This is a genomic window from Fictibacillus macauensis ZFHKF-1 (assembly GCF_000269865.1).
Classification (GTDB): Bacteria; Bacillota; Bacilli; order Bacillales; family Fictibacillaceae; genus Fictibacillus_C; species Fictibacillus_C macauensis.
Genome location: NZ_AKKV01000053.1, coordinates 1 through 23,366, shown reverse-complemented (window position 1 = coordinate 23,366; position 23,366 = coordinate 1). Strand labels below are relative to the sequence as shown.

The window sequence follows — 23,366 nt, the reverse complement described above, 5'->3', positions numbered from 1 at the left end:
GCGAAAAGTCCTCTTTCTTCCTCTACATAGAGAGCATGATGGAAACCCACTTTATTCTTCTTACAGACCTAAAAACACCTTTATACTAAGAAATCCAAGTACCATATTAATCTCACTATGCCTCTCTCGCACGTTGCTTTCAGGACTATGGATACGAGACGTTTTTACTAAAATAAGGAATTTCCCCAAAATAAAAACCCGAGTGAACTTCCCCACTACTCTCGGGAATTCACTCAGGTTTGTTTAGCGTGTTTCGTAGTATAATAATTCTTTTTCGAGAATTTGATCTACTTCGAGTTCTGTCATTTTGGTTTGTTTGACGATGTAATCGATGAGATCATCCATATCCACATCGGCTTTGGCGTTTTGTAAGTAACGCGCTTCTTCCTTTAACACGCGTTCAATGGTTGCTTCGTTATAGTCTGTTTTGCCTTTAATAAATTGAATCACTTTCTGTTCTTTCAATGGTCTCTCTCCTTTATTGCCCTGGATAGTAAGGGGAGATCATTAAGTAAACGATCACACCTGTTAAGCTAACGTATAGCCATAGTGGCATAGTCCATCGTGCAATTTTCTTATGCTTTTCAACTTTCATATTTAAGCCGCGTGTGACAGTAATAAGCGCAAGCGGTACGATTAAAGCCGCTAAGAATACGTGCGTCACGAGAATGAAGAAGTAAATGCCTCGCCACGGTGAGCCTCCGCCATAGTGCGTAGTTGGCGCTAAGAAATGATACGTTACGTAAAACAGTAAAAATAAAAACGTCGTAGTAAATGCGGCAAAAATAAAGCGACGGTGCATTTTTATGTTTTTTCGTAAAATAAAGAATAGTGCAGCTAGCAAAAATACAAACGTAAAGCTGTTAAAGATGGCATTAAATCGTGGCAGAATATAAATATTAAACGACACATCGCCATTGTACTTCGGCATAAAAAACAACACGGCAACAATCACATTAATAGCAATGGATAGAATGATAACGAGCGGGGTATAGTTGCGCTGTTTTACAGGTTCACTCATTTTTTGGTCTCCTTTATCCCTTCTTTTCGATTCTTATTTTACCATTGTAGACCATAAACAAAAAGCTTACTCACTTGTCATTTCCGTAAATCAGCTCATCTGTCAAAAAAACTACAAACTTTTGGAGCGCACACCTCACAAACAAAAAAGCCCAAAGCAGCATACACCGCTTTGAACCTTTCTGTATTACGACTTCATTTGTAAAGACGACTCATCAAATGCTGCTTCCCATTTACGTACTTCATCTAGCACGGTTTCCACACAGCCTGGCTTAAATGGCGATTGTAAGCCTGCCACCTTTAACAACTCCGTAAAAGGCTTTGAGCCGCCTTCACAGCATAATTGATAGTAGGCTTGCCACGCTTCGTCAAAAGAGTGACGCGAACGTTGCCAAAATTGTAGCGCACAAATTTGTGCCAACGTGTAATCAATATAATAGAAAGGACGCTTATAAATGTGCGGCTGATTTTGCCAAAAGCCTCCTTCTTCTAAAAACGAAATGCCATCATAATTGCGATGCGGTAAGTACTCACGCTCAATGTTACGCCATGCCTCTTTTCGTTCTGCTGGTGTCGCTTCTGGATACTCATACACCCAATGCTGAAACTCATCAACTGCTACACCGTAGGGAATAAACTTCACAGCATTCATTAAGTGGTCATACTTATAACGCGCTGTTTCTTCACCGAACAATTGTTCAAGCCAAGGATACGCTAAAAACTCCATGCTCATGGAATGAATTTCACACGCTTCAAGCGTAGGACTTAAATACTCAGGCACTTGGAAGTGGCGCGAGCTATACGCTTGAAAGGCATGCCCGGCCTCATGAAGTAATACTTTTACATCACCTTGTGATCCGTTGAAATTAGCGAAAATAAAAGGCGCTCCGAAATCCGTCATATACGTACAATAGCCGCCTGGTGCTTTTCCTTCTTTAGACACTAAATCAAGCAGTTCACTTTGTTCCATAAACTGATAGAACGTATCCGTTTCCGGTGACATCTCTTTAAAAATCTCACCCGCTTGTTTTACGATCCAATCTGCATCACCTTGTGGCTTCGGATTGCCATCTGGAAACGAAAACGTATCATCGTGAAAACGCAATGATTCGACGCCAATGCGTTGCCGCTGCTTTTCACGCATTTCATTACAAAAAGGAACAAGATGCTCCTTCACTTGTTGGCGGAATGCTTTCACATCTTCTTTCGTATAATCGGTACGATGCAGCCGTTGATAGGCAAGCTCTGTATAGCTGTTAAAGCCAAGCTCTTTTGCGATTGCTGTTCGTAATGTAACAAGCGCATCGTACATTTCATCAAACGTATCTTTGTTTTCTTCAAAAAATTGAAAGCGTGCAACCACCGCAGCGCGTCGAACTTCGCGATCAGGCGATTGCGTAAAGGGAATCAGTTGAGATAACGTCCGCTTTTCACCCTGAAAGTCAATTTGCGCTGAAGCAAGAAGCTTCACATAAGCACTTACTCGCTTATTTTCTTCTTTTAACTTTTCTTCAACCGCAGGAGAATACGTTTGTAGCTCAGCTTGCGCTAATGCAAATAAATGCGGATTCCACTTGTTCTCAAGCTCATTTCTAAACGTAGAACTCGTGAGCGCTTGAAAGAACTCACTAATTAATCCTTGATACGAGGGCGTTACGTCATCAAAAAAAGCTTTTTCCTCGCGATAAAAGACATCATTCGTATTCGTCGTATAACGAACGTGCGCCAGTGATTCCATCGTTTCAAAATGATTACGCAGCGTCATTAAGCGCGACATCGCCTCATCTTGCGCTTGAAACGTTGCAGCTTCTGTAAAGAGCTGTAGCTCTTGATGAAAATTTTTTGTAAGCTCCTCCATTTGTGGACGCTCGTATGTATACTGTGAAAATTTCATACTGCTCTCCCCTTTCGATTAAAACACTATGAACAACAGACCGTTCTGTTCTATTATAGACATAACGAAACCATTTCGAGGAGTATGAACATGAAATCTATTGAAGATCCGTTTAAAGGCACATTTGGCAGCTTAGAAAATTTAGCCGATGCGATTTCTGAAGTGCTGCATTGTCCGGTAACGATCGAAGACGCCAATCACCGGCTGCTCGCCTATAGTACACACGAAGACAGTACCGACCCTGCTCGCATTGCGACGATTATCGGTCGCCGCGTTCCCGAAAAAGTCATCAATAGTCTCTGGAAAGACGGTGCGATTCCAGCTCTCCAAAAAAGTGATGAACCCGTGCGCGTGTCATCTATTTCAAAAGTAGGGCTTGGCAACCGCGTCGCCGTCTCCATTCGAAAGAAAACAGAAATTCTTGGCTACATTTGGGTACTTGAAGTCGATCGTCACCTTTCTGAGCATGATTTAGAGCTATTAAAAAAAGGGGCTGCAGCTGCTAAAAATCAACTGTTACAGCTGCAAACAGGTTCCAAACGCAAGCAAGAAAGTCGCCAAGAGTTTTTTTGGAAGCTCTTAACGAACGATTCCTCGTCCGATCTAGTGATCACCAATGAGCTTCGTGAGCTCGGCTTGTTACCAACCGTACCAATCGCTGTTCTACTTTTACGCTTCCCAGAAGACATTACACCTGCCATTGAAAAAAATGTAAGCTATATATTATCTGTCAGCCAAAGCATTCGCTTTCAACTCATGGCTATTGACGAGCAAGACATGATTCTTCTTGCTGCACCTGCTAAAAAAGAAGTGCTTCGTGATTTATTACAAGACTTCATAACATCGTTCTTACAGCAAATGCAGGAGCGGTTTGGCGTCGAGCAAATTGTCGCAGGCTACGGCGGTATTTATGAACACTATTCCCAAACAAACCAAAGCTATTTAGAAGCGCAGCGTGTCCTGCACATCAAACAACGCTTTGGTGGAACACTAACGGACGATCTAAATGGCTATGAGCAACTTGGGATTTATCAATTTTTGGACGGCATTTATGAACAACAGCGCAAAAGTTCCTATCGCAATCGATCGCTCGAAAAGCTGCGGCAGTATGACCGTGAACATCACACGAATCTAATGGAAACGCTGCGTGTGTACTTAGGCGTAAGCGGCAATAGCAATAAAGCGGCCGAACAGCTTCACATTCATCTCAATACGCTTACGTATCGGTTAAAGCGTATGAGTGAAATTGCAAGTATTGACTTTACGAACACGAATCAAAAAATGATGCTGTATTTAGATTTAACGATTGAACAACTTTTTTTTGACGACCATTTGTGAAATTTCACAAATGGTCGTTCTCTTTTTTTATGATTCTCACAAAGCATTCTTTGTACAAAACGCTTATACTGAAAAGACAGAAATGAAAACGCCTTCATTTTTATCACATACAAGGCGATCAGGAGGTTCTTCTTATGATTATTGGTGTACCAAAAGAAATTAAAAACAATGAAAATCGCGTAGCATTAACGCCAGCTGGTGTTGTTGCTTTCATAAAAGCAGGACATAAAGTGCTTGTAGAAACAAATGCTGGAGAAGGCAGTGGCTTTCCCAATGCAGATTACCAAGCAGCAGGTGCTGAACTCATCGAGCAAGCAGCGGATGTATGGGCAAAGTCCGACATGATCATGAAAGTGAAAGAGCCACTTGCTTCTGAATATGGCTTCTTCCGTCCAAACTTAATTTTATTCACATACCTTCACCTAGCGGCTGAGCCAGAATTGGCAAAAGCACTTACAGAAAACGGTGTAACCGCCATTGCATACGAAACAGTAGAACATAACCGCACGCTTCCATTGCTAACACCAATGAGTGAAGTAGCAGGTCGCATGTCTGCACAAATCGGCGCACAATTCCTTGAAAAACCAAAAGGCGGTAAAGGTATTCTGCTTGGCGGCGTACCAGGAGTGAAACGTGGGAAAGTGACTGTCATCGGTGGCGGTGTTGTTGGAACAAATGCAGCGAAAGTGGCAGCGGGTCTAGGCGCAGACGTTACGATCATTGACCTTAATCCAGATCGCCTTCGTCAATTAGAAGACATTTTCGGAACAAGCATCCAAACGCTAATGTCGAGTCCAATGAATATTGCAGAAGCAGTAGCAGAATCTGATCTTGTGATCGGTGCTGTACTGATTCCAGGAGCAAAAGCACCTAAGCTTGTATCTGAAGACATGATTAAAACGATGTCTAAAGGCTCTGTCATTGTTGACGTAGCCATCGACCAAGGTGGTATTTTTGAAACAGTCGATCACATTACAACACATGATAACCCAACGTATGAAAAGCACGGTGTTGTTCACTACGCTGTAGCGAATATGCCTGGAGCAGTGCCACGTACATCTACGATTGCACTTACAAACGTAACTGTTCCATACGCGCTTCAAATCGCTGGAAAAGGCGTAAAAGAAGCGGTTCTTGGTAACCCAGCATTACGACTCGGCCTAAATGTAGCAGGTGGTCACGTAACCTATGAAGCAGTTGCCAAAGATCTTGGCTATGACTACGTAACACCAGAAAATGCGCTCGGAACATTACAGTCCATCTAAATAGAGAAAGGGAAAGGAGCCCTACCGGCTTCTTTCCCTTTTTTCATATTTTTTACAATCAGTTGCTTTTACCGTCAGCTTCTCCTATAATAAAGCTTTGTGAAAAAAAGGTCACATGCGGTTCGCAAACTCCCGCACTACCAAAACTAGGAGGACTAACTATGTTCAATGTTTACTTTGGCATCCTTTTTGTGCTTGTAAACTTTTTATTATTTTTATTGTGTTATCGCTTATTCGGTAAAATGGGCTTATTCGTATGGGTTGGCGCAGCAACTGTTCTTGCTAACCTTCAAGTCGTTAAAACGATTGAAATGTTTGGACTCGTGATGACACTTGGTAATACGATGTATTCCACCATTTATCTTGCCACCGATTTATTAAATGAAAAGTACGGTCAAAAAGACGCAAAAAAAGCAGTCTGGTTTGGCTTTTTCACGCTCGCTATGATGACGATCATCATGCAAATGGTACTAGCCTTTGAACCAGCCGGTAGTGACATTGCGCAAAAGCCACTCGAACTTTTATTCGGCTTTTTACCACGACTAGCAGCGGGAAGCTTAGCGGCATATTTAATTAGTCAATTTATTGATGTCCGCTTATACTCGTTCTTAAAAAAAGCGTTTTCTGGCTACAATCAGCTCTGGATCCGCAATAATGGCAGTACGTTATTCAGTCAGCTTATTGATTCACTTGTATTTTGTACGATTGCGTTTGCTGGTGTCTATTCCTGGAGCGTGTGGATGGAAATTTTCCTTACAACGTATATTTTAAAATTCATCATATCAGCTGCTTCCACACCATTTATCTATATTGCACGTGCGATGAAGGTTAAAGAGGAAGCGTAATGTAAGACAGAGAAGCCCCCTTTCGTAAAAGGAGGCTTCTTTCTTTATAATTGCTCATACAGCTGTGCTTGTCGTTGTTCATAGCGATCGACTTCTGCCTGCAGCTTCATCAGTTCAGGCCACTCTTCTTGGGTCGCCATTTTTTCATGCAATGCAAGCAAGGCTTCCTCAATGGCTACTAACTCCGCTTCAATGGCGTCGGTCGTAGAAGATTTCGGTGCAGCGGGGCGCTGTGGTTGGCGCTTTGCTACTTTTTCCTCAATAGGCGGGGGCATCTCTCTTAATTTTTGACGCGCCCAATCGTACGCGCCCACGAAAGAATAGAGCTGTTGTCGTTCAATCCAATACGTAATCGGAAAAAGTTTATTTAAAAAATAACGATCGTGCGAAACAGCGATGATCGTACCTGTAAAATCCTCAAGCGCCTCCTCCAACACCTCACGCGACTCAATATCAAGGTGATTCGTCGGCTCATCTAATAGCAATACATTCACATCTTGATACATGAGTTGCGCTAACCGCAGGCGCATCCGCTCGCCCCCACTCAACTGATCGCTTCGCTTAAAAACATCATAGCCATAAAATAAAAAGCGAGCCAAGATATGACGTGCTTCTCCTTCTGTAACCGAAACGTGATCGCGAAACGTATCAATCACACTTGCCTTTGCATTTCCTGGCAAATGCTGCGATAAATAGCCAAGCTTTACGCCCGCACCTAACCTCACACTTCCTGTATCAGGCTGTTCATTTCCTAACAGCAATTGCAGCAACGTCGATTTTCCTGATCCATTCCGACCAACGATGGCAACGCGCTCTTGATACTGTACATGCATCGTTAGCTCTTGAAATAACAGCTGTTCATCAAACGCTTTCGAAACGTTTTCCATGAGCACAACATCTTTTCCGCTTCGCTCACCTTCTTGAAAGTGTAAATTCATCGCTTTGCGTTCAAGAATAGGACGTTTCAGCTTTACCATTCGTTCAAGCGCCCGTTCCATATTTTGTGCCTTACGATGCAGCTTCGGGTTATCCCCTTGGTTCGCCCACTCTCGCAGCTGTTTAATTCGTTCTTTCATCTTTTTTATTTTCTTCTGTTGCTCTTCATACTCTTGAAATTCCCTTAACAGTCGCTCCTGCTTTTCTTTCACAAAAACAGAATAATTGCCATGATACACATGAAGCTCGCCATCTTCTAAATCAACAATTTTTGTAACAATCGCATCGAGAAAAAAGCGATCATGCGAAATGATAACAACGGTTCCTTTATATTCCTTTAGAAAAGCTTCCAACCATTCAACAGCTTCAATATCTAAATGATTGGTAGGTTCATCTAGCAATAATAGCGCTGGATTCAGCAAAAGCATATGCGCTAAACACACCTTCGTTTGCTCACCGCCACTTAAAGAAGTAAAGTTTTGATCTAATAGCGTGGTGATGCCTATGCCGTTGCTAATACTAGCAAGCTTCGATTCCATTTCATAGCCGCCAAGAAAGGAAAAGCGATCTTGCAACTGCCCGTATTCTTCAAGCAATAGCGCTAGCTTGCCGTCTTGTGCAGCCATTTGTTTCTCAATCTCTTTCATGCGCTGTTCTAGCGCCTTCGTTGCTGAAAAGGCCGTTTCAAGTACCGTTCGTACGGTCGTTCCAGATGGGTAGTGAGGAATTTGCGCTAAATAGCCAACAGATGCTCCTTTTTTCAAGTGAACTGCGCCTTGGTCGGGCTGTTCGACACCTGCTAACAGTTGAAACAACGTCGTTTTCCCGCTGCCGTTGCGCCCCACAATTCCAATACGGTCGCCCTCGTGAATTTCTAATGATATATGTTCAAAAATGAGGTTGCCCCCAAATAATTTCGCTACTTCATGACATTGACAGATGATCATATGATACGTCTCCTTTTAATTGGAAAAAGAAAAAGACGGAGCTGCACTAAAACGCGCGCGGCTCCGCCTTTCTTTTGAAAAAAGTATATACTAACGATACCTTTTTCTTCCGTAGTGATGGGTAAGATTCATTACGCTTGTGCCGCTATACAGTTAAAAATGGGCAGACTTCTCCCGTCTTTAGCTGTAGCATGAAAAATCGCACGGCAAATATAAATATATTCTATAAATGACACACGATTGGCAACGTAATTCATCTTATCCACCTCCTTTATGATCATAGTAAGTTTAGTATAGCAAAAGTAAAAGTTTGGATGCAAGCTTATTTTAAATTTTCTAAAAGTTTCACATAAACGCCCGCTAATGATTTCTTTTTAGCCTTTTCATACATATTGGCGATTTCAGTTGACTGTGATGAAGCCCGCTGAAGTTCTTGATTAACTAGTATGTACGGATCCATTAACCGCAGCTTGCTGCGCCGAAAATAATCATACTGCGCTTGTTCACTAACGACTGAAATATGCGGCCGCTGCTTCATCAGCATCTTCATGGCTTCTTTCACACCTGGACTCGCCTCCTGCAGTAAAGTATTAATGACGTGCGCATCATGCGTCATAAAATCTTGCTCTTGCAAACTTCCTTCACGCAAAGCCCGCTTTAATATGGCAGCTAACGCCGCATTGCTATACACATTTAACGGATGCAAAAAATAATCGATCACTTCTTTATAATAGGCATCAACAAACCACATTGCCTGCTCAATGCAATCGATATAAAAAATGCCCTCATGCACCTTCAATGCTTCTAAAAATGCGTGCACTTCTGATAGTGTAATAACACCGCTACGCTGTAAATCGCGCAGCGTATAATCGATGCGATCTGCGCAGAGATCTGGAAGTGGACGCTCTAATAATGACCACTGCTCTGTTTCTAGCACATTCAGGTCATAGCCATGTCGTGCGAGAATTTCAGGAATGTCTGAACGAAGCAACGTAGCCATCATCTGTTCTTCATGATAATCTTCCTGAGGTCGCGCCATTACATCATCAATTACATGCGAAAAAGCGGTATGCGAAATATCATGCAATAAGCCTGCCATTTGCTCTTCCAAACACGCGCCTGCGCGCCGCAACAATAACATGACCCCAAGCGAGTGCTCATAGCGTGTTACATTCCACGCATCGTTCACTAAATAACAAGCTCCACCTTGATGCACTTTTTTTAAGCGTTGCACTGCCTCACAGTTTATTAAATCCCGCAGCACAGGTTCTACCTCAAACGATCCATACAACGCACTATGTATTATCATCATACCCCTCCTTTTTCTACCAAATAGTATATCATGTTGGCACCACTGCGCGTGAATTGTACCCCGCTGCGCGCATTACCTTTTGAGCTTAAATTGAGTCATTTATTCTACTTTTCTATTCATTTGAAGTGCTTTTGCCTCGTGTTTGATTCTCTTTTTGCATTTTATGTACACTGTCATTCAATTTTATAGCTTTTTATCACGCTTTTGATTCTCTTGCGCGCGAATGATGCCTCGCTACGCGCGAATCACACCTCGCTGCGCGCGAACGACACTCTCCTGCGCGCGAATCACACCCCGCTGCGCGCGAACGACACTCTCCTGCGCGCGAACGACACTCTCCTGTGCGCGAATCACACCCCGCTGCGCGCGAACGACAGCCCTCTTACGCGCGAACAACATCTCTCTTGCGCGCGAACGACACTCTCCTGCGCGCGAACTCACCCCGCTACGCGCGAACGACACCTTTCTTGCACTAAAAAAAGCACGCCCCTATTGCGCACAATAGGAGCGTGGACTCATCCTTAATTTTCAATGCTTAATTGCATCTTTTGTATAAATTTCATACCCTTCAATCCGTCAGCATCACCGGCTGTTTTGTATTGGGTAAAGGCTTCAGCGGCTTCGGACGTACGGTGGCGTAGCGGTTTTTCTTTCATGGTTACAAGCTCTTCTACTACTTCAGCCACTTGCGCTGGCGTTTGTGGCGCAGTATTGCGAGCGGAAAAGTTCTTTTGAACGGTAGAGATTAACTCCATATACTCTGGATTTCCCAGTCCTGCTTGCTCAATATTTTTCAACACAGTTGGCGCAAATTGTGTTGCGACGCCAGCTGGCTCCAATAAAGTCATATCAATATTAAAGAGTGGCTTGTAGTAAGTAGCCAAGCTTTCAATTAAACCTTCCAAGGCAAATTTACTTGCACAATACACTTCATTAAAAGGTTGTCCAACGAGTCCACCTACACTACTTGTTGCTAGTACATACGGTTGTTCTGCTTTTTTAAGCAATGGTAGCGCCCCATTAATCGTGTGAATAACACCAAACACATTTGTTTGGAACATGTTTTCTATTTCTTCTTGCGTTGTATTTTCTAAAGGCTTAAATAAGCCGTAACCCGCATTCGCAAACAATACATCGATGCGACCATGTTCTTTTTCAATATGCGTATATACCCTCTCAAGAGAAGCTGGATCTGTTACTTCCATATGCATAAACGTTAAGTTAGGCATAGCATGTTCTTTCGCGTCGCGTTCTACGTTACGCGTGCCTGCGTAAACGGCCCACCCTTTTTGAGCGAAGCGCTTTGCTGTTTCTAAACCAATGCCTGATGAAGCGCCGGTAATACACATTACGTTTGACATAATCCTTGATCTCCTTTTTCCTTTTCTTGGTAGTACATAATCTTCTCATTAACGATTTCAAGACCCACTTGTAACAGTGCCATTTGCTGCTCAATATATTCTTTATGTTGCTGCAGCAATTCTTTTCGCGCAGCGCGGGTATGATTTCCTTCCTTAATGAGTGCTCCGTACTGTAAAATGTCGCGGATCGGCATATTTGATTCGCGAAGTTTTGTAATAAATTTTAACCAATTTAAATCTTCTTCTGTATAGCGGCGATAGCCTGATGCATCGCGCTCAATACTTGGCAACAGACCAATCTTTTCATAATAACGAAGCGTATGAGCGGTAACACCCATCGCTTCGGTCACTTGTTGAATACTCATATATGCTTTCATATCGCTAGTGTAAACGATGAAGTGCACTCTAATGCAATAGTTACGATCAACATTTAATAATCTCTACCTTTACCCGAATCAGAAATTTCCACAAGCTCTGTTGGATACGGTTCAAACCAGCTTTGGCGCAGGATCGTTTCATTTTCAAAACGATAGGCCCATGATTTTAAAAGCGCCATAAGTGTAGAAAAAGGTTCTTTCTTTTGAATGACTTGGTGAGCTAGCTGTTGAAAGAACGATTTTTCCTTCCCATTTAGATGCTGTTCAAATGTTTTTACCATTTCAAATGCTGCATTAATGCTGGAGTCATAGCGTGCGCCTCGCGATAATAAGCGACTTAAGCCTTTGTAGTAAAGAGAAAAGTGATCATCTTCTTGCTTTTTAGGCTCTTTCATTAAAATACGATCTAACACTTTTTTCGTTGGTCGGCTATAAGCTAAATATAGATAATGATTGCGATCATGGAATTCTTTAAGAGAGGAAAGTGAACCGGATTTTTTCAACTCTCGGAAAGAAGCAAGCAAGAAAATTTTTGTTAAAAAACGTTGGCGAATGAGGAAATTATTCAGACGCCCTTCTTCTTCAATCGCTAAATGCGGGAATTTCTGAAGAACCATTCCGCCAAATAAGCCACTTGTTGACCCTAGCGCTGGTCCTTTTTCTGTAGATGCATACAGTTTTACATCTTTAATTCCACACGAAGGCGAACGGCTCTTAAGAATAAAGCCATCAATGTTCGTTAATGATTCTAAATAGGCGGTGGAAAATTGGCTCATTGCTTCAGTAACATCCTGACCAGTTTTCGGTTGCAACAAGCGCTGATCTCCTTTATTGCTTACGATTCGAATCGTTTCTCGCGGCGTACCAAGCCCGATTTCCACTTCTGGACAAACAGGAATAAAGTCTACGTATCTCATTAATTTCCGTATGATTGGATGATGTATGACATCGCCATTGTATCGACAATGATCAAATTCTAGACATTTACTAACGACAAGCTTTGGTTTAATAAACTCTCCCATTGTCAGTCTCCCTCGTTTCGTTTCTTACATTGTTTCCTGATCTCAGTATCTTATGTTAGAAACATACCCATTTTTGTGCTACGTAAAAACTAGCTCCACCATCTCACCACGCTCAACGAAACCCGCTTGCTTATAAACGGATCGCGGGCCATCGCCCTCTGCATAAATGGAACAAGGTGTCTCTAAAAAGGCGGCGAGCGCTGCCACACATTGCTTACCATAGCCTTTTTTTCGTAGGAGAGGTGGTGTGTACACGTGATGAATCGTTCGTAATAAAGCATTCGTAGGAGAAATCATTGCCATACTAACAGGCGCATCATCTCCATAAATAAACAGGCGTTGATCTACTACATACTGCGCAACCATCTCCTTCGCCTCATGAGGTGACACGAGGGCACGCATTTCTGTACATAAGCCATACATCCACTCACTGAGAAAAGCACGATCCTCAGGCAATGCACAACGCAACGGTGCATGAAGCGGGTAAGACGTTGCACAGTCATGTGTTAAAAGCGTAGCTGTACGCGCAACACGTATCGATTGTTGTACATGTCTTCTTACGGCTACAGCCAATTCATCGTTGACTCGCACGCGATGTAAATGCCAATTCTCAAGCTTTAATCTATCGAATACTTTTGGAATCATGCCTTTAGGACCCGTCATATAGAGAGGGTTAGGAGGGGCCCAGTAGACCGCTCCTATAAGTTGGTCACCTTCTAGAACGAGCCATTTTAACGCCTGATCATGGCGATTATTACTTAATAAAGGATCTGCTCCAATAGTGTCTTTTATAAATAAACGTGCAGCTTCACTAAAAAAAGCATCACTGTTTCCAATCGATGTTATTGCCATTTCGCCTCACCCTTTCATGTGTTCTCATTCAATGGATAGAAAAAATTTCTATAAAAAAAGCGTTACTTGTCTGCACAATGAGGGAAGAATGAAAAAGGAGCATTTTACAAAGCATATTCTTTGGCATCTCGTATCAATTCTGTTTATGATGTCTACGAACAGATCAAAATTTAGAAAGGTTTGGTGAGAAGAAATGGCAGAACAAAACCAACAAATTTTACTCGTTAGTCGTCCAAAAGGGACACCGAAAATGGAGGACTTTTCTTTTGAAAATATTAGCATGCCTGAACCAAAAAATGGTCAAGTCTTGCTAAAAACGCTATATCTTTCCGTCGATCCTTATATGCGCGGACGCATGAGCGATGCAAAATCATATGTAGCACCGTTTGAGCTTCATAAACCTCTAAATGGCGGAATCGTAGCTGAAGTGGTTGAATCTCGTTCAAGTGAATTAGAAGAAGGCGACATCGTCATTGGAAATTTAGATTGGGCACGTTATCAAGTTGCTGATGATGCAGCATTACGTAAAATCGATCCATCCGTAGCGCCAATTTCAACGAACCTAGGAATTCTTGGCATGCCAGGTCTTACCGCATACTTCGGACTACTTGATATCGGTAAACCACAACCAGGAGAAACTGTTGTCGTATCCGGAGCAGCTGGTGCTGTAGGTAGTGCCGTTGGTCAAATTGCAAAAATTAAAGGTACACGCGTTGTTGGTATCGCAGGTACTGATGAAAAAGTAAATTATTTAAAAAATGAACTTGGCTTTGATGAAGTTATTAACTATAAAACATGTGGAAACATTAAAGAAGCGTTAGAAAAAGCTTGTCCAGACGGCATTGATGTTTACTTTGAAAATGTTGGTGGCGAAATCTCTGACGCTGTCTTTACAATGTTAAACAAATATGCGCGAATTCCTCTTTGCGGACAAATTTCTCTTTACAATGAAGAGAACCCAGACAAAGGACCACGCATTCAAGGTTACATTCTAAAAAGCAGTGCGATTCTTCAAGGGTTCATCGTTAGTAACTATGCTGAACACTTTGCTGAAGGTGCTCAAGAACTTGGTAAATGGGTACAAGAAGGCAAATTAAAATACGAAGAAAACATTGTAGAAGGCTTTGATCACACAATTGATGCATTCCTTGGCCTCTTTACAGGAGCAAATCTTGGTAAACAGCTTGTAAAAGTAGCGGATCCAAGTAAATAAGGACCACACAAAGCCAGACGGGCTCGTTAACTCGTCTGGCTTTTTTCTTTGAACGCATATGTAAGATCGTGAGTATAGTGTACAAAAAGGAGATTTCTATGAACAAGCTCTTCGTACAATATCGTTCACCTGTTACCCCAACAACCCCTCTACTTCCACGCCGCTATACGCTTACTCATTCTGATGAAACCGCGCAATTATTTCTCGTCATCGGTCCAACGTATGCAGAAGATACGATTACATCCATGCGCGATGAAGTAAAGATGGAATGGCGTAATACAGCTAATGGCCCGATCCTATATGGGACCGTACTCGTATCAAATGAATCTTTCTCTCCAGAGACAGCCGCCATTCGCTATCAAGTTTTTCTGAAAGAACTTCCTCTTGCCCTATCCGCCATCTATGAAGGCGACCGCTTTTTCTTTAACGCCCATCCTTCTTTAAAAAACACCACGGTTTACATTCACTTTCAAAGTAACCTTCCTCGTTATGAAATGACGAAAAATTATGGCCCTATTTCTCAGTACACTTCACCACACTAAAAAATGCTCGTCTAAATGAAGATTGTGCTTCATACAATGAAGTATTACTACAGTTTCCTTGAGGAGGGACAGCCAACCGCAAATGTTCTTTATACCCATCGCTTTATTCATTTTAGGTATTGGCATGTTATTTTACTACACCAAAGAGAAAGTGAGTGAACGCATCGTGCGGCAAGTCTACTTGTATCTCGTTTTATTTGTCACCTTAATGATGAGTATCGGAGGCGCTGTTTCTCTTTTTATGAATGCTGCTGATATGATTGCGCCAACGCCGTATCATATGAACTATGACGAATACCGTTCCGATCAGTTAGACGGTAAAAATAAGAAAAATCCACCTTCAGAAGAAGCCATTAAAGCAAAATACAATGCTTTTATAGAAGATAATGAAAAGCGCGCCGTAGATGATGCTAAAAATAGTCTCCTCAAATCATGCGCGTGGCTCATCATCCCAGTTCCCATTTTTCTCGTATCTCTTCGCCTTCTTCGCCGTGATAAAAAACAAACAACCTAAGATCGTATAGAAGTGAATGGAGAGCCTCTCCATTCGCTTCTTTCATTGCTCACAACCTCAAACAAAGCACCCCGCTTCAACTAGAAACGGGGTGCTACCTATTTTTATTTTATTTAAATAGTGAACGATACTCGCCATAGCCTTCTTTTTCCAAATCTTCTACCGGAATAAAGCGCAACGCTGCAGAATTAATACAATAACGTAATCCACCTAATTCTTGTGGACCATCATTAAATACATGCCCTAAATGGGAATTAGCATCGCTAGAGCGCACTTCGGTACGAATCATAAAGTGGCTAAAGTCACGTTTTTCTTTCACACCTTTATCAGCAAGTGGTTTTGCAAAGCTTGGCCAGCCACAGCTTGAATCAAATTTATCTTTTGAGCTAAACAGTGGTTGTCCAGAAACAATATCCACATACAAGCCGTCTTCTTTATGATCCCAATATGGATTTTGGAAAGGTGGCTCTGTTCCATCATTTTGCGTCACTTCATATTGAATTGGCGTTAAGCGCGTTTTAAGCTCCTCTTTACTCACCTTATTGCTCCAATGCGTTTCAATAAAGTCAGCACGACCCGAGCCCACACGATAGCGATTATAATGTGATGGGTTTTTCTTATGGTACTCTTGATGATACTCCTCTGCCGCATAAAACGTAGCGGCCGGCAAAATTTGCGTCACAATTGGTTTTTTAAACTTGCCGCTTTCCGCAAGTGCTTGCTTAGAAGCTTCTGCTACTTGCTTCTGCTCTTCTGTATGATAAAAAATGGCGGTGCGATACGAATCGCCGCGGTCATGAAATTGACCTCCCGCATCGGTTGGATCAATTTGTTGCCAGAATAGCTGAAGCAACTTCTCATAAGAAAAAACGTCTGGTTCATACGTAATTTGGACAGCTTCATAATGACCCGTTTGATTTGAACATACTTCCTCATACGTAGGATTTTCGGTATGTCCGCCTGTATATCCTGAGACAACCGATACGATACCGGGTTGCTCATCAAACGGTGACACCATGCACCAGAAGCAACCTCCTGCAAACGTTGCTTTTTGTGTTGTTCCTTGTTGACTTGTCATGACGATCACTCCATTCACCATTTATTTAAACACTTTCCCTTATCTTAGTACAAGTATGGCACATTTCAAATTAAAACAACCTTAGAAATGTGTTAAATAGCATGACAGGAAGTTCCAGATTCCAACTCATCACAGTGGACACACTAAAAAATAAAAAAGATGGGAGGAAAGAAAATGGGACGCAGACGAGGGCCCCTCGTTCCCGAGGCACGGGAAGCATTAGATCAGTTAAAAGCAAAAGTGATGAGAGAAGCCGGCTACACCGGCATGCCTGATACAGTGAAATTTGAAGTCGCCAAAGAAGTGAAAGTTCCGCTAAAAGAAGGATATAATGGCACATTAACCGCACGAGAAGCAGGTACAGTAGGTGGTCAAATTGGCGGCCGAATGGTAAGTGAGCTCATTCGTCAGGCAAAGGAACAACTCAATAAAAAGTATCACTAAGCCTGAGAGAAATCTCCGGCTTTTTTACCCATTTATTATTTAATATAGTTAAATTACCATAAAAAAATAATTTTTCTTTATATTGACAAATAAATAAGGATGCATATATGATTATGTTTGTTCATAAATAGTTAGTATACGAACTATTAGTATGTTAACTGTTAACTTTATCAGGAAAGTGAGGACGACGTGGCATGGATTTGCTTCAAAACGAGCTGCTCAATTCCTTCTTACAAATCAATAAAGCACTATACGCCCTAGTAAAAGAAGATGCTGATCGCGCAGGATTGACGGTTGTACAGTTAAAAACACTGTATAAAATCAATCAAGTACCAGCCATTGGCCTACGCGAGCTAGCTGAGAGCCAGAAGCTAACAAACAGTACAATGAGCGGGGTTGTTGACCGACTTGTTGCTGGTGGATTATTACTTCGCCACACCTCTTCTGCCGACCGCAGAGCCATTACGTTAAAGTTAACAGACGAAGGAACAGCAAAGCTTGCTGAAGCAAGCGGTGACCACTCTTCTTTCAAAAAGAAATTCAAAGAGCTCGACACAATGTCAGAGGAAGCAAAGCGTGCATTATTACACATGCATAGCTACATACTAAGTGTGCTTACGGACAAGGAGGAAAATGCACAATGAATATGAAACGTTTAGCAGTATTAAATGTCATTATTATTCTCGTTTTAATTGGTGGTGGAATTGCCGGCTACTATTACTACGACCAATCGGTAAATTACATCAAAACCGACAACGCGATCGTAGCAGGTGAACAAGTAACCATTGCGGCTCCCGCAAACGGAAAGTTAACAAAGTGGAAAGGTGACTTTGGTAAGAAGTTTGATAAAGATGATGAAATTGGAACGATCGCTGCTGCACCGGCTCCAGGTGGGCCTGCTGGTGGATCAAAAATTAAAATTACCGTACCGAAAGACGGCACAATTGTACAACAATCTGCCGTTGAAAATTCTTTCGTAGCTGCTGGTACACCGCTAGCTCGTGTGTATGATTTAAAGAAGCTCTGGGTGACAGCAAACGTGAAAGAAACAGATATTAACGATGTGAAAGTAGATCAAAAGGTAGATATTTATATTGATGCCTACCCAGATCAAACATTTAAAGGTGTCGTAAAAGAAATTGGTTTAGCGACGGGAAATACATTCTCTTTACTACCTAGCTCGAACAACACTGGAAACTACACGAAAGTAACACAAGTTATTCCAGTAAAAATCTCAATCGATAGCTCTCGAGGACAGGATATCGTCCCTGGCATGAACGTTAACGTCCGAATTCATAAGTAGGTGACACGATGACGATCTATATAACAGGTTACGCCATCATTTGCGTTCTCTTACTGGCAACCGTCAATCTCATCATGGTGCGTCGTAAGAGAAAAGACGAGCAGCTTCTCTTAAATGAAGGGCAAAAAGAGCACCATCATCCTGAGGAGTCTGATCATTTAATTGATGAAACGCTAGAGCAAACAGGGATCTCAGAGCCCGCTCTTGAATATGTAACATCGGCAGCTGAAGAACAAGCGACGCTGCCCTCTACTGAAACGAAAGCACCTCATTTTTCAGTTGGGAAAATTTTAACCGTATTAATGCTCGGAGCTTTCATTGCTATACTGAATCAAACCTTATTGAACGTAGCCATTCCAAAAATTATGAATGACTTAAATGTGTCTGCCAACACCGTTCAATGGATTTCGACAGGCTATATGCTTGTAAATGGTGTCTGTATTCCGATTACTGCCTACTTGATCGAAAAGTTTGGCACACGCTCCCTATTTATTGCAGCCATGTTTTTGTTTACAATCGGAGCAATTATTTGTTCAATCGCAACGTCTTTCCCTATTTTAATGGTAGGTCGTGTTGTGCAAGCAGCTGGCGCAGGAATTATTATGCCATTAATGATGACTGTCTTCTTAACCGTCTTTCCGATCGAAAAACGCGGGCAAGCGATGGGGACAATGGGAATTGCTATGCTCTTTGCACCAGCACTTGGACCAACCTTATCAGGCTATATCGTTGAAAACTACTCGTGGCGTCTATTGTTTGATATTATTATTCCATTTGGTGTACTTGATCTAGCACTCGCCTTTTTCTGGATGAAAGATGTGATTAAAAAATCGAGTCCAAAATTCGATTTCCCTGGCTTTCTCTTTTCCACACTAGGATTTGGCTTTTTACTGTATGGCTTTAGTGAAGCAGGGAACGATGGCTGGACGAGTGTAACGGTTATGTCTTCCATTATTATTGGTCTTGTCTCTCTTGCGCTCTTTACGTGGCGCGAGCTTACAACGGATAAACCGATGCTTGACTTACGTGTGTTTAAGTACGATATTTTCACACTAACGACCATCATTAGTATGGTTATTAATATGGCGATGTTTGCGGCGATGATTTTATTGCCGATTTACTTGCAAAATATTCGTGGCTTTACACCGCTAGAGTCTGGGTTATTGCTCTTACCAGGTGCCATCATCATGGGTATTATGTCACCGATTTCCGGTGCTTTATTTGACCGGATCGGGGCGCGACCGCTCGCTGTATTTGGCTTAATTATTACGGTCATTACGACATGGCAGTTTAGTAATCTTTCAGCCGATACATCCTATGGTCACATTCTTTTCCTATACGTATCACGTATGTTTGGAATGTCCTTCTTAATGATGACCGTTATGACGGCAGGAATGAACCAATTGCCGCGTCACATGAACAGTCATGGAACAGCAACGTCGAATACAATGCGCCAAGTGGCCGGCTCACTCGGAACCGCATTTCTCGTAACCGTTTTTTCTACACGCCAAGATTACCACTTAGCGGATTACGGCAACGTGATTACGAGCGATAATCCGTTCGTATTAGAAAAATTAAATGCCCTCGGCCATGGTTTAGCAACGATGGCAGGTTTACCAGGTGCTGCAGGCAACACATTAGGAATGCAAACCATCTATGGTACAGTGGCAAAACAAGCAGCAATCGACGGCATTAACGACTCATTCATGGTCGCAACCGGCATTGCAGCCATTGCCCTCATTCTCGCCTTTTTCATTAAACGCGTCGTACCACAAGGAAAAAAATAAGAAATGAATAAAACGAGCGCAGATAAATTGCGCTCGTTTGTTTATTCTATAATTATCTTCTGACCAACAAATTCTCAAACATGTGAAACATCACAAATAATTTGTTCCTACATTTACTTCCTTCTATAAAAACGAATAGGAACACTCCTATTACCATCTTCATTAAGTAATTGATTGATTACCTCAAATTCTTTTTCTGTATGATACATTATTTGAACAACTGCACGGTTTTCATCATTAGAACAAGGTTTTCCCACTTCGACCTTTATATTTTTCCCGACTTTTTTAATTTGCTTGATTACATAAAAATGTTCGTTCATTACTTGCTTCACTTCACTAACATCCGGGAGCTTATTACAATTAGCACGCGCCTCTCTGGCGCTAGCAGAGTAATAATTAAAATACACATAGATTCCGACAACGATAAGAGCTCCCACGACAAGTCCGATCGTCACCTTTAGGGATTTATTCATTTTAACCTTCCTATCTTTCTCTCGTTATTTTGTATACGTTAGGATCAGAAGCGTATTTCTTCAAATGTATAATGAACGCAATATTCTTTTTATGTATACGGTGAAAAGAGAAATATAAATAGCTATTCTATCCGCGATTTATACTCACCGCTAAGATCCGTTCTTAATCGATATCCGAACATCTCCCATTTATATTAGGTACTATCCTGTATCATCCTATCAATAATTACCAAAAGTTAAACTATGTAAAATACATGCTTTTCTAATAAAAAAAGAACCTCGATCCAACATCCAAGGTTCTTTAAAATGATTAAGCTTGTACGTTTTTCTCTAACAATCGTACGTTTAAATGAAAGGAAGTAAGGTTAAATTGCTCTTCTCCCGTTGCTAATTTTTCCTGAAGCTCAGCTACTGTTTCATCGGTTAACGTAAACTGAACTTCTTGGTCCGTTTCTTCGACGTTGTTTACCTCGCCGCGTTTCATCGTGACGACTTTTTGCTCGGAAGCAAGGGAGAGGAACATGTCTTTACGGAGACGCCCTTCTAAGAGGAGACCAATCACGTCCGCATGATTTTTACCGATTGTGAGAGAGTAACCGCCGTCTTCCATTTCGTTCCATTGCAATTGATGAACGACTAGAAAGCCTGTAGCTGATCCTTCTTGTTCGCGTCCTTCTTCAATTTTTTGCACGATGTTCCCATCCACTAAGATCGAAACTCTGTATAAATCCGTTATATAGTATGGTAGAAAGCCAACGTCATTCGCAGCTTTCATCACGCCTTGCGTGTTCCACGTCATAATCGCTTCTAATTCATCATTGGTCACGCCAATAACTTGAACAAAGCGTAATTTTCCGTTTGGTGTAGTAAGTGGCTGAAGCACAGGATCGTCTAAGAACGCAAAGGCGGATAGTAGCGTTTCCTCATCTTCTACGTAAGCAATGGGACCATTCGCATCTAAATAATCGCCAGGATTAAATACATTTCCTGTTGAGAAAACGTACTTGCCCATATTTTGAATCAATTGCAGCGTCCAACCAGGAGGTTCTGTTTCATCTTCCTCTTTGCGAACACGCAAGGTTAATTCAAAGCCATACCCACTAATTTCAGGGTTATTCGATTCTTTTTCAAAAAGTTCTGAAAATCCATGCGTGACGAAATGCCAATGTGGTACAGGTTCTGCACATTCGTACACACTCACACCCTCCAACGGATCATCGCCGCCTTCGCGCATTGATTTCGCTGGAGCATATCGTTTCGGTTCTTGATCACCATAAATCGTCTCTAAGTGCTCATCGATGGCCATCCATCCAAGAGCGCGCATTTCTTGCTGATTAGTCAAAACAAAACAACCTCCTTTTCCTACATTTTAACACTATCCACGCAGAAAGCATCTAGAAAAAAACAGTAGGAATATGCTTTATCGCATACCAACCGCTAAAAAACATGATTCATTGCCCGTAATCACATTTCCCACCCGTATACCAATCGCTCCTGCCTCGTCTCCAATCACAAAGCTTCCTACTAAATAGTGACCACTTCTAATGCCGTCCGGGGTTTTCACTTCACATTGAGGGAGCTCAACATATTCTTGATACATGTTCACACTCTTCTGAACATGCTGCACAGAGCTACTCCTAATAAGTTGATTGTGCTCATCATAGATCTTAATGCTATCTCCTTCTCGGCCAAAACAAGGTTTCTCCACATACGCCTTTCCCTGCTCAATGAAAGAGGATGCATCGAGAAAAGAAGGAATAAAATATGCCTCAATCCATTCGTGCTCTTCCGCAGAAAAATACGGTGAATTCTCCATATGCAATGACCAAATAACAGCCTGAACAGCTTTACTTTGCAATAAAAAAGCGGATAACGGATTAATAATGGCCAGCTTCCCCGCCTTCACAAGATCTAACAGCTCTAATCCAACTGGATCACCAGCTACTGATACATCATGCACTAAGTGCTCGATGGGATACGTTTGACGATATAACACATCAATTTTCTCGTACGATGGGGTAAATAACCCTTTATCTTTCACTACAATCAGACGATCTAAGGATAGTAATTCATGTGGTAAACCCGAAAGTTCCCCTAAGTACTTACTCGTATTCCAATCCTCCACATGTGATTCATGAGCTGTAAATACGATTTTCGGAACAGCTTCACTCAGATGGGAGTAATAGATCGCCTTAACAATCGCTTCCTGTAATAAGGCTTTACACCCTTCATTAGCATCTCTTGCCCCAAACTCGCTAGCAATATAGTGATTCATCTCATGTGTTTCTACTATAAAGGTAGGCGTATCAGCATTCAATTCGTAATGCTTCCAGCTTGTTGCTGTTTTTACAAGATCTAAGCGCCGAATAATCCCTTCTACTGGTAAAGGTTGCATTCGTATGTATGGAAGAACTTCTTCAGGAATTCCTAAGCTCATGAAATGGTGATCGTCTAGAGAGCGAAGTAAGGGTGCTGTCTTATCATATAGAGAAACAATACGTTCTGAGATGCATCTAATGCTTTGTACTTCTGCCTCATCCATCATAGCTATGTCATATAACGCATACACTTCTCCATGTGAACTACCCGCCACCTTCGCTACGCTTAGAGGTGGGGGCTTCTCAAGTACAGAAACCTAAACGTTTCATATGTTATTGAGCTAACTCCCCTGTTCCAGAGGTTCTTGTTTTTATGCCAACGCCAATAGACGTATACCTTCATTTTTGATGTTGATAGCGGCATTGTAGTCTCGATCCATAACAGAGCCACAAGAACAGGAGTAGACTCTATCTGACAGGGGCATATCCTGCTTGCTTCCGCAACATGAGCAGATTTTACTGGAT

General features: G+C 41.9%; 25 protein-coding genes. 10 read left to right on the top strand and 15 right to left on the bottom strand.

Annotated elements, in window-relative coordinates:
* Positions 1-243: 243 nt before the first annotated feature.
* From A374_RS19090 to A374_RS19080, 3 genes are all read right to left on the bottom strand, one after another.
* Positions 244-465 carry a hypothetical protein gene (locus tag A374_RS19090; protein WP_007203895.1) on the bottom strand — a complete coding sequence of 74 codons (222 nt, stop codon included), beginning with the start codon at positions 463-465 and terminating at the stop codon, positions 244-246.
* Between the two features lie 13 nt (positions 466-478).
* Positions 479-1,021, bottom strand: a complete 543-nt coding sequence (locus A374_RS19085) for a DUF420 domain-containing protein (protein WP_007203894.1) — start codon at positions 1,019-1,021, stop codon at positions 479-481.
* Between the two features lie 186 nt (positions 1,022-1,207).
* Positions 1,208-2,914: a M3 family oligoendopeptidase gene (locus A374_RS19080; protein WP_007203893.1), complete on the bottom strand. Its 1,707-nt coding sequence runs from the start codon at positions 2,912-2,914 to the stop codon at positions 1,208-1,210.
* Positions 2,915-3,004: 90 nt separating this feature from the next.
* Between A374_RS19080 and A374_RS19075 the strand changes: the two genes are divergently transcribed.
* From A374_RS19075 to A374_RS19065, 3 genes are all read left to right on the top strand, one after another.
* Complete coding sequence (locus tag A374_RS19075; RefSeq protein ID WP_007203892.1) at positions 3,005-4,252, top strand: PucR family transcriptional regulator; 1,248 nt, start codon at positions 3,005-3,007, stop codon at positions 4,250-4,252.
* A gap of 134 nt (positions 4,253-4,386) precedes the next feature.
* Positions 4,387-5,517 carry an alanine dehydrogenase gene (gene ald, locus A374_RS19070; RefSeq protein WP_007203891.1) on the top strand — a complete coding sequence of 377 codons (1,131 nt, stop codon included), beginning with the start codon at positions 4,387-4,389 and terminating at the stop codon, positions 5,515-5,517.
* A gap of 161 nt (positions 5,518-5,678) precedes the next feature.
* Positions 5,679-6,362, top strand: a complete 684-nt coding sequence (locus A374_RS19065; RefSeq protein ID WP_007203890.1) for a queuosine precursor transporter — start codon at positions 5,679-5,681, stop codon at positions 6,360-6,362.
* 44 nt (positions 6,363-6,406) lie between these two features.
* Here the strand turns inward: A374_RS19065 and abc-f are convergent, their stop codons facing one another.
* The 7 genes from abc-f to A374_RS19035 all read right to left on the bottom strand — a co-directional run bounded on the left by abc-f (position 6,407) and on the right by A374_RS19035 (position 13,169).
* Positions 6,407-8,245 (bottom strand): ribosomal protection-like ABC-F family protein, encoded by a 1,839-nt coding sequence (gene abc-f / locus A374_RS19060; RefSeq protein WP_007203889.1) that lies wholly within the window; start codon positions 8,243-8,245, stop codon positions 6,407-6,409.
* Positions 8,246-8,376: 131 nt separating this feature from the next.
* On the bottom strand, positions 8,377-8,502 hold the full coding sequence (locus A374_RS21340) for an RAxF-45 family protein (RefSeq protein WP_274517070.1): 126 nt from the start codon (positions 8,500-8,502) through the stop codon (positions 8,377-8,379).
* A gap of 65 nt (positions 8,503-8,567) precedes the next feature.
* Entirely contained in the window at positions 8,568-9,554 is a 987-nt protein-coding gene (locus tag A374_RS19055) for an HD domain-containing protein (RefSeq protein WP_007203888.1), read from the bottom strand.
* 524 nt (positions 9,555-10,078) lie between these two features.
* Positions 10,079-10,918 carry an SDR family oxidoreductase gene (locus tag A374_RS19050; RefSeq protein ID WP_007203886.1) on the bottom strand — a complete coding sequence of 280 codons (840 nt, stop codon included), beginning with the start codon at positions 10,916-10,918 and terminating at the stop codon, positions 10,079-10,081.
* Positions 10,906-11,283 carry a MerR family transcriptional regulator gene (locus tag A374_RS19045; protein WP_162098314.1) on the bottom strand — a complete coding sequence of 126 codons (378 nt, stop codon included), beginning with the start codon at positions 11,281-11,283 and terminating at the stop codon, positions 10,906-10,908. Before A374_RS19045 ends, A374_RS19050 begins: the two co-directional genes overlap by 13 nt.
* Before the next feature lie 65 nt (positions 11,284-11,348).
* Complete coding sequence (locus A374_RS19040; protein WP_007203884.1) at positions 11,349-12,317, bottom strand: YbgA family protein; 969 nt, start codon at positions 12,315-12,317, stop codon at positions 11,349-11,351.
* Positions 12,318-12,395: 78 nt separating this feature from the next.
* Positions 12,396-13,169, bottom strand: coding sequence for a GNAT family N-acetyltransferase (locus tag A374_RS19035; RefSeq protein ID WP_007203883.1), 774 nt, complete (start codon positions 13,167-13,169; stop codon positions 12,396-12,398).
* Positions 13,170-13,362: 193 nt separating this feature from the next.
* On the opposite strand from A374_RS19035, the gene A374_RS19030 reads away from it, so the two are divergent.
* The 3 genes from A374_RS19030 (at position 13,363) to A374_RS19020 (ending at position 15,438) form a co-directional block, all read left to right on the top strand.
* A complete protein-coding gene (locus A374_RS19030; RefSeq protein ID WP_007203882.1) occupies positions 13,363-14,382 on the top strand; it encodes an NADP-dependent oxidoreductase in 1,020 nt (339 codons plus the stop codon).
* Positions 14,383-14,480: 98 nt separating this feature from the next.
* On the top strand, positions 14,481-14,924 hold the full coding sequence (locus A374_RS19025; RefSeq protein WP_007203881.1) for a staygreen family protein: 444 nt from the start codon (positions 14,481-14,483) through the stop codon (positions 14,922-14,924).
* Positions 14,925-15,048: 124 nt separating this feature from the next.
* A complete protein-coding gene (locus A374_RS19020; protein WP_156793285.1) occupies positions 15,049-15,438 on the top strand; it encodes a hypothetical protein in 390 nt (129 codons plus the stop codon).
* 109 nt (positions 15,439-15,547) lie between these two features.
* Here A374_RS19020 and msrA read toward each other — a convergent pair whose 3' ends face one another.
* On the bottom strand, positions 15,548-16,516 hold the full coding sequence (gene msrA, locus A374_RS19015) for a peptide-methionine (S)-S-oxide reductase MsrA (protein WP_007203879.1): 969 nt from the start codon (positions 16,514-16,516) through the stop codon (positions 15,548-15,550).
* Between the two features lie 174 nt (positions 16,517-16,690).
* On the opposite strand from msrA, the gene A374_RS19010 reads away from it, so the two are divergent.
* The 4 genes from A374_RS19010 to A374_RS18995 all read left to right on the top strand — a co-directional run bounded on the left by A374_RS19010 (position 16,691) and on the right by A374_RS18995 (position 20,050).
* Positions 16,691-16,960 carry an alpha/beta-type small acid-soluble spore protein gene (locus tag A374_RS19010; protein WP_007203878.1) on the top strand — a complete coding sequence of 90 codons (270 nt, stop codon included), beginning with the start codon at positions 16,691-16,693 and terminating at the stop codon, positions 16,958-16,960.
* A gap of 194 nt (positions 16,961-17,154) precedes the next feature.
* Positions 17,155-17,604 (top strand): MarR family winged helix-turn-helix transcriptional regulator, encoded by a 450-nt coding sequence (locus A374_RS19005; RefSeq protein WP_007203877.1) that lies wholly within the window; start codon positions 17,155-17,157, stop codon positions 17,602-17,604.
* A complete protein-coding gene (locus A374_RS19000; RefSeq protein ID WP_007203876.1) occupies positions 17,601-18,263 on the top strand; it encodes an HlyD family secretion protein in 663 nt (220 codons plus the stop codon). Before A374_RS19005 ends, A374_RS19000 begins: the two co-directional genes overlap by 4 nt.
* Positions 18,264-18,271: 8 nt before the next feature.
* Complete coding sequence (locus A374_RS18995) at positions 18,272-20,050, top strand: DHA2 family efflux MFS transporter permease subunit (protein WP_007203875.1); 1,779 nt, start codon at positions 18,272-18,274, stop codon at positions 20,048-20,050.
* Positions 20,051-20,163: 113 nt separating this feature from the next.
* On the opposite strand, the gene A374_RS18990 is transcribed toward A374_RS18995, so the two are convergent.
* The 4 genes from A374_RS18990 to A374_RS20360 all read right to left on the bottom strand — a co-directional run.
* On the bottom strand, positions 20,164-20,523 hold the full coding sequence (locus A374_RS18990) for a hypothetical protein (protein WP_007203874.1): 360 nt from the start codon (positions 20,521-20,523) through the stop codon (positions 20,164-20,166).
* Positions 20,524-20,833: 310 nt separating this feature from the next.
* Positions 20,834-21,865 (bottom strand): suppressor of fused domain protein, encoded by a 1,032-nt coding sequence (locus A374_RS18985; RefSeq protein WP_007203873.1) that lies wholly within the window; start codon positions 21,863-21,865, stop codon positions 20,834-20,836.
* 78 nt (positions 21,866-21,943) lie between these two features.
* Positions 21,944-23,116: a glutathionylspermidine synthase family protein gene (locus tag A374_RS18980; protein ID WP_156793284.1), complete on the bottom strand. Its 1,173-nt coding sequence runs from the start codon at positions 23,114-23,116 to the stop codon at positions 21,944-21,946.
* Between the two features lie 96 nt (positions 23,117-23,212).
* Positions 23,213-23,366 (bottom strand): zinc ribbon domain-containing protein (locus tag A374_RS20360; protein WP_156793283.1); only part of this gene is annotated, 154 nt, incomplete at its 5' end.